This is a genomic window from Stenotrophomonas lacuserhaii, from assembly GCF_039674585.1.
Classification (GTDB): Bacteria; Pseudomonadota; Gammaproteobacteria; order Xanthomonadales; family Xanthomonadaceae; genus Stenotrophomonas; species Stenotrophomonas pennii_A.
Genome location: NZ_JBDJNU010000061.1, coordinates 1 through 14,173, shown reverse-complemented (window position 1 = coordinate 14,173; position 14,173 = coordinate 1). Strand labels below are relative to the sequence as shown.

Below are 14,173 nucleotides of genomic sequence, written 5' to 3'. Positions count from 1 at the left end.
TTTATAAGAGACCGGTTGAGCGCCTTGGTTGGCGCGAAACGAGGCCCGCAGGATGCGGTTGTTGCCGTCCCCCGCCAATCCACCCCGCCCCGCCCAACCCGCAGCCCTGCCGCTTTTGACGTTCGCGCAGAACGCGGCGCAGAACAGCACCCCGCCCGAACGGGTAAACTACCGGGATGCCTTCCAGTCCCGCGCACGAGCTGCTCCGCCGCGTTTTTGGTTACGACGACTTCCGCGGCCCGCAACGGGACATCGTCGAGCACGTCGCTGCCGGCCATGACGCCCTTGTCCTGATGCCCACCGGCGGCGGCAAGTCGCTCTGCTACCAGGTCCCGGCCCTGCTGCGGGACGGCTGCGGCATCATCATTTCCCCGCTGATCGCGTTGATGCAGGACCAGGTCGAAGCCCTGCGCCAGCTTGGCGTGCGCGCCGAATTCCTGAACTCCACCCTGGACGGCGAGACCGCCGCGCGCGTCGAACGCGACCTGCTGGCCGGCGAGCTGGACATGCTCTATGTCGCCCCCGAACGCCTGCTGACCGGCCGCTTCCTGTCCCTGCTTTCGCGCAGCCGCATCGCGCTGTTCGCCATCGACGAAGCGCACTGCGTGTCGCAGTGGGGCCACGATTTCCGCCCGGAATACCGCCAGCTCACCGTGCTGCACGAGCGCTGGCCGGATATCCCACGGCTGGCGCTGACCGCCACCGCCGACCCACCGACCCAGCGCGAGATCGCCGAACGCCTCGACCTGGCCCAGGCGCGCCACTTCGTCAGCTCCTTTGACCGCCCCAACATCCGCTACACCGTGGTGCAGAAGGACAACGCGCGACAGCAGCTGACCGGCTTCCTGCGCAGCCACCGCGACCAGGCCGGCATCGTCTACTGCATGTCGCGGCGCAAGGTCGAGGAAACCGCCGAATTCCTGTGCAGCCAGGGCTTCACCGCCCTGCCCTACCACGCGGGCCTGCCGGCCGAAGTGCGTGCCAACAACCAGCGCCGCTTCCTGCGTGAGGACGGCATCGTGATGTGCGCCACCATCGCCTTCGGCATGGGCATCGACAAGCCGGACGTGCGCTTCGTCGCCCATACCGACCTGCCCAAATCCATGGAGGGCTACTACCAGGAAACCGGCCGCGCCGGCCGCGACGGCGAGCCCGCCGAAGCCTGGCTGTGCTACGGCCTGGGCGACGTGGTGCTGCTCAAGCAGATGATCGAACAGTCCGAGGCCGGGGAAGAACGCAAGCAACTGGAGCGCTCCAAGCTGGACCACCTGCTGGGCTACTGCGAATCCATGCAATGCCGGCGCCAGGTGCTGCTGGCCGGCTTCGGCGAGACTTATCCGCAGGCCTGCGGCAACTGTGACAACTGCCTGACCCCACCGGCCGCCTGGGATGCCACCATCCCGGCGCAGAAAGCGCTCAGCTGCGTGTACCGCAGTGGCCAGCGCTATGGCGTTGGCCACCTGATCGACATCCTGCGCGGCAGCGAGAACGACAAGGTGCGCCAGAGCGGCCATGAAAAGCTGAGCACCTATGGCATCGGCAAGGACCTGGACGCGCGGACCTGGCGCAGCGTGTTCCGCCAGCTGGTGGCCACCAGCGTGCTGGAAGTGGACACCGCCGGCCACGGCGGCCTGCGCCTGACCGACGCCAGCCGTGACGTGCTCAAGGGCCAGCGGCAGATCAGCATGCGCCGCGACAGCGCCCCCAGCAGCAGCCGCGAACGCAGCACCCAGCGCAGCGGCAGCGGCCTGTCGGTGCTGCCGCAGGACCTGGCGCTGTTCAACGCGCTGCGGGGGCTGCGCGCCGAGCTGGCCCGCGAGCAGAACGTGCCGGCCTTCGTGATCTTCCACGACAGCACCCTGCGCAACATCGCCGAACAGCGCCCGACGTCGCTGGACGAACTGGCCCGGGTCGGCGGTATCGGCGGTACCAAGCTGTCGCGCTACGGCCCGCAGTTGATCGAGGTGGTGCGTGAAGAAGGCTGACGGCGGATGCCTTGTGCTGCTCCCGGGTTGAACCGGCGGTTCAGGCAAAGCTGCATCGATCCGCCGATCCGGCTAAGGTAGTGCCATGTCCGTGGCCTCCCTCCTGCTGCGCGTGATGCTGATGATCAGTCTGTTGCTCAACGGACTGAACGCGGCCATGGCCGGAGAACACCGCATGGATGCGCCTGAAACGGCCCCCGCCGCAGCGCCTCCATGCCACGGGCACGCCGCGGCACACTCCGGCCTGCAGCCGCCACACGCGAACGATCACCAGACCCAGGCAGTGCCGGACGATGCGCACTGCAAGCTGAAGGACTGCGTGCGTACCTGCGCGCAGCAACCGGCACTGGCCGCCGAAGGACTTGCCCTGTTTGCCGCCGACTACGCGGGCACGCGTCCCCTGCAACAGCATGCACCGGGCCATCCAACGCCCGCGCTGCCACGCATCCAACGCCCTCCGATCGGCTGATTCCAACGCCCACGCCCGTGGCGTGACTCGATGCTGGCCCGCGCGCGCTGCGCCGGACCGGTGATGTCCTGCGTCTGGAGTTTCCTACAATGCGTTTTTCTTCTTCCAATGGTCCGGGCCACCCGGCCCAACCGTCACGCCGCCTGTTCGTGCAGGGGCTGGCCGCCGGTGGCGTGGTCGCCGGGGCCGCCGCCACCGGCCTTCCCGCGCGCGCGCTCGCTGCCGCCGGCCCTGCCCTGGCCACCGCGCCGCAGGTCCTCGGCCACTCCCACATCGAACTGGCGATCGGCGAATCGGCGGCCAATTTCACCGGCCGCACCCGTCCGGCGATCACTGTCAACGGCAGCCTGCCTGCGCCGATCCTGCGCTGGCGCGAAGGCCAGACCGTGGACATCCACGTGCGCAACACGCTGGCCCACCACCCCACGTCGATCCACTGGCACGGCATCCTGCTGCCGGCCAACATGGACGGCGTCCCCGGCCTCAGCTTCAACGGCATCGCGCCGGGCGAGGCCTACCACTACCGGTTCACCCTGAAGCAGTCCGGTACCTACTGGTACCACAGCCATTCCATGTTCCAGGAACAGGCCGGGCTGTACGGCGCGCTGATCATCGACCCGGCGCAGCCGCCGCCGTATGCGTTTGATCGCGAACACGTGATCCTTCTTTCGGACTGGACCGACCTGGATCCCGGCGCACTGTTCCGGCGCATGAAGAAGCTGGCCGAGCACGACAACTACTACAAGCGCACCCTGCCCGACTTCCTGCGCGACGCGCGCCGCGATGGCTGGGGCGCGGCGCTGTCCGACCGCGGCATGTGGGGCCGGATGCGGATGACCCCGACCGACATCTCCGATGTCAACGCGCATACCTACACCTACCTGATGAACGGCACGGCGCCGGCGGGCAACTGGACCGGGCTGTTCCGCAGCGGCGAGAAAGTGCTGCTGCGCTTCATCAACGGCGGCTCGATGACCTACTTCGACGTGCGCATCCCCGGCCTGAAGATGACCGTGGTCGCCGCCGACGGGCAGTACATCCATCCGGTCAGCATCGACGAGTTCCGCATCGCCCCGGCCGAAACCTTCGATGTGCTGGTGGAACCCAGCGGGCAGGATGCGTATACGATCTTCTGCCAGGACATGGGCCGCACCGGCTTTGCCGCCGGCACCCTGGCGGTACGCCACGGGCTGCAGGCACCGGTGCCCGCACGCGACCCGCGTCCACTGCTGACCATGGCCGACATGGGGCACGACATGGGCCATGCGATGGACCACGGCGGCATGTCCGGACACAGCATGGACCACGCGATGCCGGCGATGGATCACCGCGCACATGCCGGCCACGGGGCGCACAGTGCAGGCGCCGCCCTGCCCACGAAGGTCACCCACCCGCTCAGCGAGCGCGGCAATCCGCTGGTGGACATGCAGAGCAGCGCCACCGATCCGAAGCTGGACGATCCGGGCATCGGCCTGCGCGACAACGGCCGCCAGGTACTGACCTACGGCGCGATGCGCAGCCTGTTCGAAGACCCCGATGGGCGCGAGCCGGGACGCGAGGTGGAACTGCACCTCACCGGCAACATGGAGAAGTTCGCCTGGTCCTTCGATGGCATCCCCTTCGCCGGCGCCGAGCCGCTGCGGCTCAACTACGGCGAGCGCATGCGCATCGTGCTGGTCAACGACACCATGATGCAGCACCCCATCCACCTGCATGGCGTGTGGAGTGACCTGGAAGATGCGCAGGGCGATTTCCAGCTGCGCAAGCACACCGTGGACATGCCGCCGGGCACCCGCCGCAGCTACCGCGTGCGCGCCGATGCCCTGGGCCGCTGGGCGTTCCACTGCCACCTGCTGTACCACATGGAAGCGGGCATGATGCGCGAAGTGAGGATCGAAGAATGAGCGTCTCCTTGAACCTGGCGCGCAGTGCCATCGGCCTGGCGATGCTGGCGGCGTTGCCCGCGCTGGCGCAGTCGCATGACCACCACGCCGCCCCTGCCGCGTCGGTGGTGGACCACTCGAAGATGGACCATTCCACGATGGACCATTCAAAGATGGATCATTCAAAGATGGACCATTCCGGCATGGATCATTCGCAGATGGTCCACGCGCGGCATGATGCTGCCGTGCTGCCGCGCGAGCCGGTTCCCGCGGTTACCGATGCCGACCGTGCAGCGGCTTTCCCCGCCATCGACCACGCCGCCATGCAGCACGCCCCCTCCATCAACAGCCTGCTGCAGGTGAATCGGCTGGAGCACTGGGACGGCCGCCATGGCACCGGCCAAGCCTGGGAAGCCAGCGGCTGGATCGGCGGTGACATCAACCGCGTGTGGCTGCGCAGCGAAGGCGAACGCAGCGGCGGCCGCACCGATGCGGCGGACCTGGAAGTGCTGTACGGCCGCAGCATTTCCCCGTGGTGGGACGTGCTGGCCGGTGTGAAGCAGGACTTCCGGCCGGCGGACTCGCGCACCTGGGCCGCGCTGGGCATCCAGGGCCTGGCGCCGTACAAGTTCGAAACCTCCGCCACGCTGTACGCCGGCTCCGGCGGCCAGCTGATGGCCACCGCGGAAGTGGAATACGAGGTGCTGCTGAGCAACCGGCTGATCCTTCAGCCGATGGTCGAAGCCACGCTGGCCGCACGTGATGAGCCGGCACAGCGCATCGGGCGCGGACTCAACAAGATCGAAGCGGGCCTGCGCCTGCGCTATGAGTTCAGCCGCCGCTTCGCGCCATACATCGGCCTCACCCATGAGCGCCTGTTCGGCGATACCGCCGACCACGCCGAAGCTGACCATGTGCGTGATACGCGCTGGGTGGCCGGCGTCAGGATGTGGTTCTAGGACGCGTTGCCGCAGGCTCCGGTGCACGCTGTGTGCCGGGGCCTTCTACAATGGGCCATGCCCACCATCCTGCGCCGCGCCTGCGTGGACGATGCCGCTGCACTGTCCGACATCGCCATCGCCACCTATACCGAAACCTTCGGCGATTCGTATCCGCCGCAGGACCTGCACGCCTTCCTGCAGGCCCATTACAGCCCGGCCCCACAACGCGCCGAACTGGCTGACCCGCACGCTGCAGCGTGGCTGCTGGAAGTCGATGGATGCGCGGTGGGCTATCTGTCCGCCGGCCCGAACAGCCTGCCGCATCCCCTGGCCGCGGCCGGAGACATCGAACTCAAGCGGTTGTACGTGTTGGCCAGCCACCAGAATGCGGGGCACGGCGAGCGCCTGATGGGCGCGTTCCTGGAGTGACTGGACAGCCCGTCACGGCGCACCCTGTGGGTGGGCGTATGGTCGGAAAACCACGGCGCGCAGCGCTTCTACGCGCGCCATGGCTGCCACAAGGTGGGCGAGTACGAGTTTGTCGTCGGCGACTCGCGTGACCGCGAGTACATCCTCCACCGCCCCGCCTGACTGCCTCAGAAATCGAACAGGTCCGACAGGAAGCTTTCCTTCTTCTTTTTCCTGTAGCCATGCTGGTTGTACTGGCCCTGCTGCGCATAGCCGTCGTTGTGGCGCTGGCCCAGGTGGCGCGTATCGCGGTGCTGCACGGCCACCGGCGGCGGTGGCGGCTGGCTGTAAGCCGGGGCCGCAGCCTGTACCGGTGCGGGCGGCGGCACGGCCGGCGCGGATGCCGAACGTTCGATGATCTTGTCCAGTTCGCCACGGTCCAGCCACACGCCACGGCACTGCGGGCAGTAATCGATCTCGATGCCCTGGCGTTCGGACATGGTCAGCGCCTGGGTCTTGCAAACGGGGCACAGCATCGCTGGCGCTCCTGCTAGGGGGGAGACCTGCACTGTAACCGCCCGCCGATGACTGCATGGCAACAGCCCTGACGATCGGCACATGGACCTCCGGCGCATGCCGGTGCGCGGTGGCGGCGGCATAGTGCCGCATGACCCGCGCAAGGATGCCCCGATGAACACGACCTCCCGCTTTCCGGTCCTGCCGGCCTCTGTCGCGTTGCTGCTCGCCGTCGCGCTCGGGCTGTGGGTGCGCGATATCGCCAAGGCCATCGGCACGCCGATCCCCGCCCTGCCGATGCCCTTCGGCGGCAGCCTGCTGGACAACCTGCTGGCGACCGCCCTCGCCCTGCTGACCGCGGCCGTGCTGCTGGCACCGGGACGTTCGCTGGCACGCAGCCTGGGCCTGCAGGGGAACGGCGCGCGTGGACCGCTGCTGGTGCTGCTGGCCACCGTGCCGTGCTGGATCGGCCTGTGGTGGCTGGGCGCGCTGGCCACCGACATCGACCTGCTTGCGCTGCTGATGTCGGCCCTGCTGTTTCCGCTCGCCGAAGAAATCCTGTTCCGCGGCCTCGGCTTCGTGTTCGCCCAGCGCGTATTGGGGTGGTCCTGGTGGCTGGCCGCCAGCGTGCAGGCGGTGCTGTTCGGCGCCGTCCATTGGCTGGGGTTCGGTGGGCCGGAAGGCGGGGTGATGGCCGCGCTGGTGTTCGCGGTTACCGGCCTCGGCGGCTTCGTGTTCGCCGTGTTGAACCGCCTGGACGGCTATACCCTGTGGAGTGGCCTGGCCCTGCACGTGTCACTGAACCTGGCCTGGAACCTGATCACCGTGCCGGATGCCATCGCCATGGGCTGGCACGGCATCGGCCTGCGCCTTGGCGTGGCTGCGCTGTCCGTGCTGCTGCTGTGGGCGCTGCTGCCGCCACGTGCACGCCGCGCCGCCGCGTTGTAACCGGACGTTACCGATTCCTGCACGCCGGACTCACCCACCGCCCGCGCATACTTGCGCGCCGCTGGGGCCTGGAGCCTCCGCCGCCCTTGTTCCAATCGTGTCACGGAGCCCGTGCGTCATGTTGTTGTCAAAGCAGAATGTGCAGCCGCGAGTGCTGCTGATCGAAGATTCCGAAGAGACCCTTGAGCTGAGCCGCCTCACCCTGGAAAGCCAGGCCTGTGAAGTGGTCGGGGTCAGTTCGGCGGAGGCCGCGCTGGGCCTGCTGAATGCCGGCGAGCGCTTCGATATGTTGTTCACCGATGTCTGCCTGGGCGGCATCAGCGGCATCGAAACCGCGAACCGCGTGCGTGCGGCCTTCCCGCGCCTGCCGATCCTGGTCACCTCCGGCATGTGCCAGCACGAGGTGTTGCCGCTGCTGCACCAGGGCATCCATTTCCTGCCCAAGCCGTACAACATGAGCGAGCTGCTCGATGCCATCCGCATCTGCTTCCGCCATTCCGGTGAAGGCCTGCCGCACGACGCGCCGCGCGCCGCCTGAGCGGCCCGCCACGGGCGTGCCCGCCGAAGCGGTGCTAGATTCAGCGCACCGCTTTCGCAGAGGCTGCGCCCGTGACCCGACTGACTGCCAAGGATTTCCATCCGGACCTGCTGGAACTGTATGACGGCTATGTACATGGCCGCCTGAGCCGTCGCGACTTCCTCGACCGCGCTGCCGCCTTTGCGATGGCCGGCGTGGCCGCCACCACCCTGCTGGCGGCGCTGAGCCCGGATTACGCGCTGGCCCAGCAGGTGCAGTTCACCGATCCGGACATCGTCGCCGAGTACATCACCTATCCCTCGCCCAATGGCCATGGCCAGGTACGCGGCTATCTGGTGAAACCTGCCAAGGCAGCCGGCAAACTGCCTGCCATCGTGGTGGTGCACGAAAACCGCGGCCTGAATCCGTACATCGAAGACGTCGCCCGACGCGTGGCCAAGGCCGGCTTCATCGCGCTGGCGCCGGATGGACTGAGTTCGGTCGGGGGCTATCCGGGCAACGACGTACGTGGCCGCGAACTGCAGGCGCAGGTCGATCCGGAAAAGCTGATGAATGATTTCTTCGCCGCCATCGAGTACCTGCGCGCGTCCGCCCTGGGCACCGGCAAGGTCGGCATCACCGGTTTCTGTTACGGCGGCGGGGTGTCCAACGCAGCAGCCGTGGCGTATCCGGAACTGGATGCCGCAGTGCCGTTCTATGGCCGTCAGGCCAAGCCTGACGATGTGGTCAGGATCAAGGCGCCGTTGCTGCTGCACTTCGCCGAGAAAGACGACAACGTCAATGCGACCTGGCCGGCCTACGAGGCGGCGTTGAAAGCGGCCGGCAAGACGTACGAGGCCTACGTCTACCCCGGCACGAACCACGGCTTCCACAATGATTCCACGCCGCGCTACGACGAAGCTGCCGCCGCGCTGGCCTGGGACCGCACGCTGGGATGGTTCCGAAAGTATCTGGCGTGATGCGCAATGGTGCCGGGCGTTGCCCGGCATCGCCTTTCAGCGGATCAGAGCCGGATGCCCGGCCGTGCGCCGAGGGTGCCCATGGTGAAGGTGTAGCCTTCGTCCATCAGGAACTGTCGCATGCGCATTTCCGCCACCTGCGGTGCGCCCAGGCTGCTGGGGCCGTACAGGGCGTAGACCACCGTCCCGCTTTCAATATCTTCGCGACGTACCGAGATGCCCGGCACCGCCGCGGCGGCCGCCCAGCCGGCACGCAGCTTGGCTGGCGCGATCGACTGCCCGTTGCGCAGCCTGAAACTCAACCAGCGTGTTTCAGAGTTGTCCTGCCGTTCGTACTTCGCCATCTGTGTGCTGTCCTCCCGAACCAACCTTGACCATACTCGCCTGCCATGTCAGCTCTGAATGAGACGCAGGAAACGAAACTTGGCCGATCACGTAACGGCACGGAGTGACCACGCCGTCTGCTTGGCACTGAGCGATTTTTTGTAGCTTGGTCAAGGGATGTCCTGCCAGCCTGCAGCAACATGCTGCGGGAGGGAACCAATGCAGACAGTGGGACCAGACGATGCCAATCGCCCCGCCCTGCGGCGGGCGTCGGTCGTGATACAGATGTCCGACGGCACCTCGATCGCGCAGATAAACGACACGTTGCTGCTGGAGATGGTGCAGAACCGCGAGCCGCCGCCGAACCGAAGGCAGACGCCGATTCCGTGCACCCAGCGCGCACTGCAGCTGGGCGGCAAGGCACTGGCTGCAGCGACATTGGTCTATGCCCTGTGGTCGGTCATCAACTACATCGCCCCGCGCGGCGATTCCAGTCCAACCGGGCTACCGCGCCAGCCTGAGTTTGATTTCGACCACTTGTAGCCAAAAAAAAAGCGCCTTGGGGGGCGCTTTGTTGATGCTGCCTGCAATGGTGGGCCGTGATGGATTCGAACCATCGACCAAAAGATTAAAAGTCTTCTGCTCTACCAACTGAGCTAACGGCCCATTGCTGCCCCCGGCTTTGCACCGGGGGCGTGCATTCTACCCTGATTCGGGCGCCGGGGTGAAGCGCCCGCGCATGTCAGGCGTAATGGGTGGGATCGGCGATGCCGGCCTCGTCGAAGCCCTGCGCGCGCAGCCGGCAGGCATCGCAGTGGCCGCAGGCGGCACCTTCGGCGTTGGCGTTGTAGCACGACACCGTTAGCCCGAAATCCACGCCCAGCCGCACGCCTTCGCTGACGATCTGCGCCTTGCTGAGGAACTGCAGCGGCGAGTGTACGGTGATGCCTGCCCCTTCCACGCCCGCCTTGGTGGCCAGGTTGGCCAGCGCCTGGAACGCGGCGATGAACTCCGGGCGGCAATCCGGATACCCGGAATAGTCCACCGCGTTCACGCCACAGAAAATATCGTTGGCGCCGAGCACTTCGGCCCAGCCCAGCGCCAGTGACAGCATGATGGTGTTGCGCGCCGGCACGTAGGTGACCGGGATGCCCGCGCCGCCCGCTTCGGGCACGTCGATGTCATCGGTCAATGCCGAACCGCCGATGCTGCGCAGGTCCACGTCCACGGTCTTGTGCAGGATCACGCCCTGGGCAGCGGCCACGCGCGCGGCGGCATCCAGTTCGGAGGTGTGGCGTTGCCCGTAGCGCACGCTGAGCGCGTGCACGGCGAAGCCCTGTTCCTGGGCGAGGGCGATGACGGCGGCCGAATCCATGCCGCCGGAGAGAAGCACGACTGCCTTCTTCATGGGTGAATCATCCGGTTTGGGGAGGGGAGCCAGCACGCTGTCCCGCGCCGGGGTGAAGCAGGAACGACGCGGCAGCTTACCTGCCCGGCTCGTCATTCCACAGCAGTTTGTGCAGCTGCATCTGGAAGCGCACCGGCAGCCGGTCGGCGACGATCCAGTCAGCCAGTTCACGCGCGGTGATCTCGCCCTTGCTGGGCGAGAACAGAACCATCGTGCGTTCTGACAGGCGGTGCTCGACGACCATGGCCTTGGCCCAGTCGTAGTCCTCACGGCTGCAGATCACGAACTTGACCTGGTCACGCGCGGTCAGCAGCGGCAGGTTCTCCAGCTTGTTGCGCGCCATCTCGGCAGAGCCTGGCGTCTTCAGGTCGACCACCCGCGATACCCGCGGATCCACTTCGGACACATCCAGCGCGCCGGAGGTTTCCAGCGAAACGTCCATGCCGGCGTCGCACAGCTTCTGCAGCAGGATCAGGCAGCGCTTCTGCGCCAGCGGCTCGCCACCGGTCACGCAGACGTGGCGCACGCCCTGGGCCAGCACCTCGGCCACGATATCGTCGATGTCCCACCAGGTGCCGCCATGGAAGGCGTAGGCGGTGTCGCAGTACTGGCAGCGCAGCGGGCAGCCGGTCAGGCGCACGAACACGGTGGGCCAGCCCGCGGTATCCGCCTCGCCCTGCAGCGAAGTGAATATCTCGGTGATCTTCAGCCGCGGCAGCGGCGACTGGACGATGTCACTGGGCGTGGCGACGGCGTTGGCGGGTGTTGCGTTCATGCGGAATTCCGGGGACCTGAAACGAAAGCAGCCGAGCATGGCTCGGCTCTACAAAAAGCGGGTACCCGCGCGGGGTTCAGCGGATCTGCTGGCCCAGGCGGATCGACTGCAGGCGGTCCTGCGCGGTGCGCGCGGCGTCCGAGCCGGGGTACTGCGCCACGACCGATTCCAGGGTCTGCTGGGCCTGCTCCACCTGGCCTGCGCCAAACTGGGAAAGGCCGACTTTCAGCAGGCCGCCGGAGGCCTTGTCGTGGGTCGGATAGCGCGAGATCAGCTCACGGAAACGCTGCTCGGCCATCGGGAAATTGCGGGTGGCGTAATAACTTTCGCCCAGCCAGTACAGCGCATTGGGGGCGTAGACACCGCTGGGGTACAACTCCAGGAAGCTCAGGAACAGCTGCGCGGAGTCATCGTACTTGCCGGCCTTCAATGCATCGAAGGCGACGTTGTAGGTGGTGCGCTCATCGCCGCTGATCGCCAGGCTGCCTGCATCACCGTGTACCGAAGGCGGCCGCTCTGAAGTGGCCGCTGCGGGAGGCTGCACGGCCGGGACCGGCGGAAGCGGTGCGTTGCCACCGGGAGCCGACGGAACGACCGGTGCTGCACCACCTTCAAGGCGGTTCAGGCGTTCGTCCAGGTCCAGGAATGCGTCCTGGTTGCCCTGCTTGAGCTGGGCGTTGTCGTGCTGCAACTGTTCGATCGTGCCCTGCATCTGCCCGACCTGCTGGCGGAGCTGGGTGATCTGGTTCAACAGGTCCGTATTGGCACTGTTGTTGTACAGCTGCTGCTCGATCGCGCCGACGCGGTCGGCAAGGCTCTGCCGCTGCGCGTACGCCGGGGCGGCAGCCATGAAGGCTGCCGCCACGACCAGCATCAGGTTGATGCCGATGCGCATGGATTACTGCGCGGTGTAGACGATTTCGACGCGACGGTTCTGCGACCAGCAGGACTCGCTCGAATCGGTGCAGACCGGACGCTCTTCACCGTAGGACACGACGGTCAGCTGCGAAGCCGAACCACCGTTGGCCTGCAGCGCGGAGCTGACGCCGTTGCCACGACGCTCGCCCAGGGCCTGGTTGTACGCGCGCGAACCGCGCTCGTCGGTGTGGCCCTGCAGGGTGATGCGCGAGGACGGACGGTCACGCAGGTACTTGGCGTGGCAGGCCATGATCGCCTGGAACTCGTCCTTGACCGAATCCTGGTCCAGGTCGAAGTACACAACGCGCTGGCGCAGGCAGGCATCGGTGTCCAGGTCGCCCGGGCCGTACAGGCCGGAGGTCGACGGGCCGGTCGGCTGGGTGGTCGAGCCGGTGTCGACCGGCGCAGCCGGCTGTTCCTTCACCTTCTTCGAGCAACCGGCCAGGGCGGCCACGGACAACAGGGAAACAAGCAGAACTTTGGTGGTCTTGTTCATGGCGATACCTTTGAGGCTCCTAAGCCGGTGAATGGGGTAAATCTCGGAAAATATTAACACTCTTTTAGCGCTTGGTACGGTATGGCGACCATGCAGGCTCACGAACATCGCCATCGGCCAGCACCAGGCGCTGGCGCACACGGGCATCTGCCGACACCGCGTACAGCACGCCGCGGCCACCTTCGCGTGCGGCGTACAGCACCATGCTGGCGTTCGGCGCGAAGCTGGGCGACTCATCCAGCGAACCGGTGGAGAGCGTGCTCCAGCGCGGCGAACCCAGCGAGCTGTCCATCATCGCGACCTTGTAGCTGTTGCCCGAGCCCTGCGCCACGGCGATCTTCTTGCCGTCCCAGGAAACCGACGGCTTGGCGTTGTAGTTGCCCTGGAAGGTAACGCGCTCGGCGCTGCCACCGCCCGCGGAAACCTTGTAGACCTGCGGACGGCCGCCGCGATCGGAGGTGAAGTACACCGCGCTGCCATCCGGCGCCCAGGTCGGCTCGGTGTCGATGGCCAGGTGGTTGGTCAGCTGGGTCAGCTGCTTGCTGCCCAGGTCCATCGAATAGACCTCCGGGTTGCCCGAGCGCGACAGCGTCAGGGCCAGCTTGCGGCCGTCCGGGGAGAACGCCGGGGCGCTGTTGATGCCGCGGAAGCTGGTCACCAGCTCACGCGCGCCGGTGGCGATGTTCTGGATGTAGATCGCCGAATTGCCGCGTTCGAAGCTGACGTAGGCCAGCTTGCCGCCATCCGGGCTCCACGAGGGCGACAGCAGCGGTTCGGCCGAACGCACGATGGTCTGCGGGTTGTAGCCATCCGAATCGGCCACCATCAGCGCGTAGCGCATGGCATCGCCGCGGCCGCTGGCGGTGATGTAGGCGATCCGGGTCCAGAACGCGCCACGCACGCCGGTGATCTTTTCGTAGATCGCATCGGCCATCTGGTGGGCGACATCACGCATGGCGTTGCCCCGTGCGGTCATCGCCAGTCCCAGCAGGCGCTCGCCCTTGGGCACGTCATACAGCTCGTACTCCACGCGGTACGCGCCGGCACCGGCGTCCTGCACGCGGCCGACCACGATGTAGTTCTGCTTCAGCGCGCGCCAGGTCGGGAACTGGATGTCACCGCCGCGGGTGGGCTTTTCCACGATCTGCGCTTCGGGCAGCGTGCGGAACTGGCCCGAACGGTCCAGGTCGGCGCGGATCACCGCGGCCACGTCGGTCTGCGGCGCAGCGGCCGAACCCTCGTAGGGCATCGGCACGACGGTGATCGGCGTGGCCGAGGCACTGCCGCCCACGATGTCGATCTCAAGGCCCTTCTGCTGCGCGAGCGCGGCAAAGGGAAGCAACAGGGCCGCGAACGCGACCATCCAGCGGGGCATCTTTTTCATGGAATGCTCAGTCAAGGAACCACAGCGAGGGATAGCAGGAACGGGGTGAACGGTTTCGCAATCATGAACCAGACCGGTGTGAAAGCAAGGTCGGTACGAGGTAACGGGGGCTTCGGTGGATGCCGGGGCTTCGGTGGATGGGGCTTCGGTGGATGGGGCTTCGGTGGGTGACGACCGTTGGTCGTCACGCTCTTCCTGTCCAAGGCGTGACGACCAACGGT

The 14,173-nt window shown here is 66.8% G+C and carries 15 protein-coding genes, 1 tRNA gene and 1 pseudogene; 9 read left to right on the top strand and 8 right to left on the bottom strand.

What is annotated here, in order from left to right:
• Positions 1 to 176: 176 nt before the first annotated feature.
• The 5 genes and pseudogenes from recQ to ABE522_RS16615 all read left to right on the top strand — a co-directional run bounded on the left by recQ (position 177) and on the right by ABE522_RS16615 (position 5,869).
• A complete protein-coding gene (gene recQ / locus ABE522_RS16635) occupies positions 177 to 1,985 on the top strand; it encodes a DNA helicase RecQ (protein WP_346592651.1) in 1,809 nt (602 codons plus the stop codon).
• A gap of 85 nt (positions 1,986 to 2,070) precedes the next feature.
• A complete protein-coding gene (locus tag ABE522_RS16630; RefSeq protein ID WP_346592650.1) occupies positions 2,071 to 2,454 on the top strand; it encodes a CopL family metal-binding regulatory protein in 384 nt (127 codons plus the stop codon).
• A gap of 47 nt (positions 2,455 to 2,501) precedes the next feature.
• Complete coding sequence (locus ABE522_RS16625; RefSeq protein WP_406846384.1) at positions 2,502 to 4,358, top strand: copper resistance system multicopper oxidase; 1,857 nt, start codon at positions 2,502 to 2,504, stop codon at positions 4,356 to 4,358.
• Positions 4,355 to 5,296, top strand: a complete 942-nt coding sequence (locus ABE522_RS16620; protein ID WP_346592648.1) for a copper resistance protein B — start codon at positions 4,355 to 4,357, stop codon at positions 5,294 to 5,296. The genes ABE522_RS16625 and ABE522_RS16620 overlap by 4 nt, the downstream gene beginning before the upstream one ends.
• 57 nt (positions 5,297 to 5,353) lie before the next feature.
• Positions 5,354 to 5,869: pseudogene (locus ABE522_RS16615) on the top strand (N-acetyltransferase family protein).
• A gap of 5 nt (positions 5,870 to 5,874) precedes the next feature.
• Here ABE522_RS16615 and ABE522_RS16610 read toward each other — a convergent pair.
• Positions 5,875 to 6,222, bottom strand: coding sequence for a TFIIB-type zinc ribbon-containing protein (locus ABE522_RS16610; protein ID WP_057687323.1), 348 nt, complete (start codon positions 6,220 to 6,222; stop codon positions 5,875 to 5,877).
• A gap of 154 nt (positions 6,223 to 6,376) precedes the next feature.
• Here ABE522_RS16610 and ABE522_RS16605 point away from each other — a divergent pair, with 154 nt between their 5' ends.
• From ABE522_RS16605 to yghX, 3 genes are all read left to right on the top strand, one after another.
• Complete coding sequence (locus ABE522_RS16605; protein ID WP_346592647.1) at positions 6,377 to 7,150, top strand: CPBP family glutamic-type intramembrane protease; 774 nt, start codon at positions 6,377 to 6,379, stop codon at positions 7,148 to 7,150.
• Positions 7,151 to 7,268: 118 nt separating this feature from the next.
• The gene (locus tag ABE522_RS16600; protein ID WP_042613812.1) at positions 7,269 to 7,688 is read left to right on the top strand and encodes a response regulator; all 420 of its coding nucleotides are present in this window, start codon (positions 7,269 to 7,271) and stop codon (positions 7,686 to 7,688) included.
• A gap of 71 nt (positions 7,689 to 7,759) precedes the next feature.
• A complete protein-coding gene (yghX, locus tag ABE522_RS16595) occupies positions 7,760 to 8,647 on the top strand; it encodes a YghX family hydrolase (protein WP_346592646.1) in 888 nt (295 codons plus the stop codon).
• A 44-nt stretch (positions 8,648 to 8,691) separates the two neighbouring features.
• Here the strand turns inward: yghX and ABE522_RS16590 are convergent, their stop codons facing one another.
• A complete protein-coding gene (locus tag ABE522_RS16590) occupies positions 8,692 to 8,991 on the bottom strand; it encodes a hypothetical protein (RefSeq protein WP_057687320.1) in 300 nt (99 codons plus the stop codon).
• 265 nt (positions 8,992 to 9,256) lie between these two features.
• Here ABE522_RS16590 and ABE522_RS16585 point away from each other — a divergent pair, with 265 nt between their 5' ends.
• Positions 9,257 to 9,514, top strand: a complete 258-nt coding sequence (locus tag ABE522_RS16585) for a hypothetical protein (RefSeq protein ID WP_346592645.1) — start codon at positions 9,257 to 9,259, stop codon at positions 9,512 to 9,514.
• A gap of 47 nt (positions 9,515 to 9,561) precedes the next feature.
• Here ABE522_RS16585 and ABE522_RS16580 read toward each other — a convergent pair.
• The 6 genes from ABE522_RS16580 to tolB form a co-directional block, all read right to left on the bottom strand.
• A tRNA-Lys gene (locus ABE522_RS16580) sits at positions 9,562 to 9,637 on the bottom strand.
• A gap of 76 nt (positions 9,638 to 9,713) precedes the next feature.
• Positions 9,714 to 10,379, bottom strand: coding sequence for a 7-cyano-7-deazaguanine synthase QueC (gene queC / locus ABE522_RS16575; RefSeq protein WP_346592644.1), 666 nt, complete (start codon positions 10,377 to 10,379; stop codon positions 9,714 to 9,716).
• Positions 10,380 to 10,455: 76 nt separating this feature from the next.
• Positions 10,456 to 11,154 carry a 7-carboxy-7-deazaguanine synthase QueE gene (gene queE, locus ABE522_RS16570; RefSeq protein WP_346592643.1) on the bottom strand — a complete coding sequence of 233 codons (699 nt, stop codon included), beginning with the start codon at positions 11,152 to 11,154 and terminating at the stop codon, positions 10,456 to 10,458.
• A 76-nt stretch (positions 11,155 to 11,230) separates the two neighbouring features.
• Positions 11,231 to 12,049: a tol-pal system protein YbgF gene (gene ybgF / locus ABE522_RS16565; RefSeq protein WP_346592642.1), complete on the bottom strand. Its 819-nt coding sequence runs from the start codon at positions 12,047 to 12,049 to the stop codon at positions 11,231 to 11,233.
• 3 nt (positions 12,050 to 12,052) lie between these two features.
• Positions 12,053 to 12,568 carry a peptidoglycan-associated lipoprotein Pal gene (gene pal / locus ABE522_RS16560; protein WP_346592641.1) on the bottom strand — a complete coding sequence of 172 codons (516 nt, stop codon included), beginning with the start codon at positions 12,566 to 12,568 and terminating at the stop codon, positions 12,053 to 12,055.
• A gap of 64 nt (positions 12,569 to 12,632) precedes the next feature.
• Positions 12,633 to 13,952 (bottom strand): Tol-Pal system beta propeller repeat protein TolB, encoded by a 1,320-nt coding sequence (gene tolB / locus ABE522_RS16555; protein WP_346592640.1) that lies wholly within the window; start codon positions 13,950 to 13,952, stop codon positions 12,633 to 12,635.
• Between the last annotated feature and the right edge of the window lie 221 nt (positions 13,953 to 14,173).

Coding starts and splice junctions, on each gene's coding strand:
- recQ (WP_346592651.1), top strand. CDS start 177: ATGCCTTCCAGTCCCGCGCACGAGCTGCTCCGCCGCGTTTTTGGTTAC.
- ABE522_RS16630 (WP_346592650.1), top strand. CDS start 2,071: ATGTCCGTGGCCTCCCTCCTGCTGCGCGTGATGCTGATGATCAGTCTG.
- ABE522_RS16620 (WP_346592648.1), top strand. CDS start 4,355: ATGAGCGTCTCCTTGAACCTGGCGCGCAGTGCCATCGGCCTGGCGATG.
- ABE522_RS16610 (WP_057687323.1), bottom strand. CDS start 6,222: ATGCTGTGCCCCGTTTGCAAGACCCAGGCGCTGACCATGTCCGAACGC.
- ABE522_RS16605 (WP_346592647.1), top strand. CDS start 6,377: ATGAACACGACCTCCCGCTTTCCGGTCCTGCCGGCCTCTGTCGCGTTG.
- ABE522_RS16600 (WP_042613812.1), top strand. CDS start 7,269: ATGTTGTTGTCAAAGCAGAATGTGCAGCCGCGAGTGCTGCTGATCGAA.
- ABE522_RS16590 (WP_057687320.1), bottom strand. CDS start 8,991: ATGGCGAAGTACGAACGGCAGGACAACTCTGAAACACGCTGGTTGAGT.
- ABE522_RS16585 (WP_346592645.1), top strand. CDS start 9,257: ATGTCCGACGGCACCTCGATCGCGCAGATAAACGACACGTTGCTGCTG.
- queC (WP_346592644.1), bottom strand. CDS start 10,379: ATGAAGAAGGCAGTCGTGCTTCTCTCCGGCGGCATGGATTCGGCCGCC.
- queE (WP_346592643.1), bottom strand. CDS start 11,154: ATGAACGCAACACCCGCCAACGCCGTCGCCACGCCCAGTGACATCGTC.
- ybgF (WP_346592642.1), bottom strand. CDS start 12,049: ATGCGCATCGGCATCAACCTGATGCTGGTCGTGGCGGCAGCCTTCATG.
- pal (WP_346592641.1), bottom strand. CDS start 12,568: ATGAACAAGACCACCAAAGTTCTGCTTGTTTCCCTGTTGTCCGTGGCC.
- tolB (WP_346592640.1), bottom strand. CDS start 13,952: ATGAAAAAGATGCCCCGCTGGATGGTCGCGTTCGCGGCCCTGTTGCTT.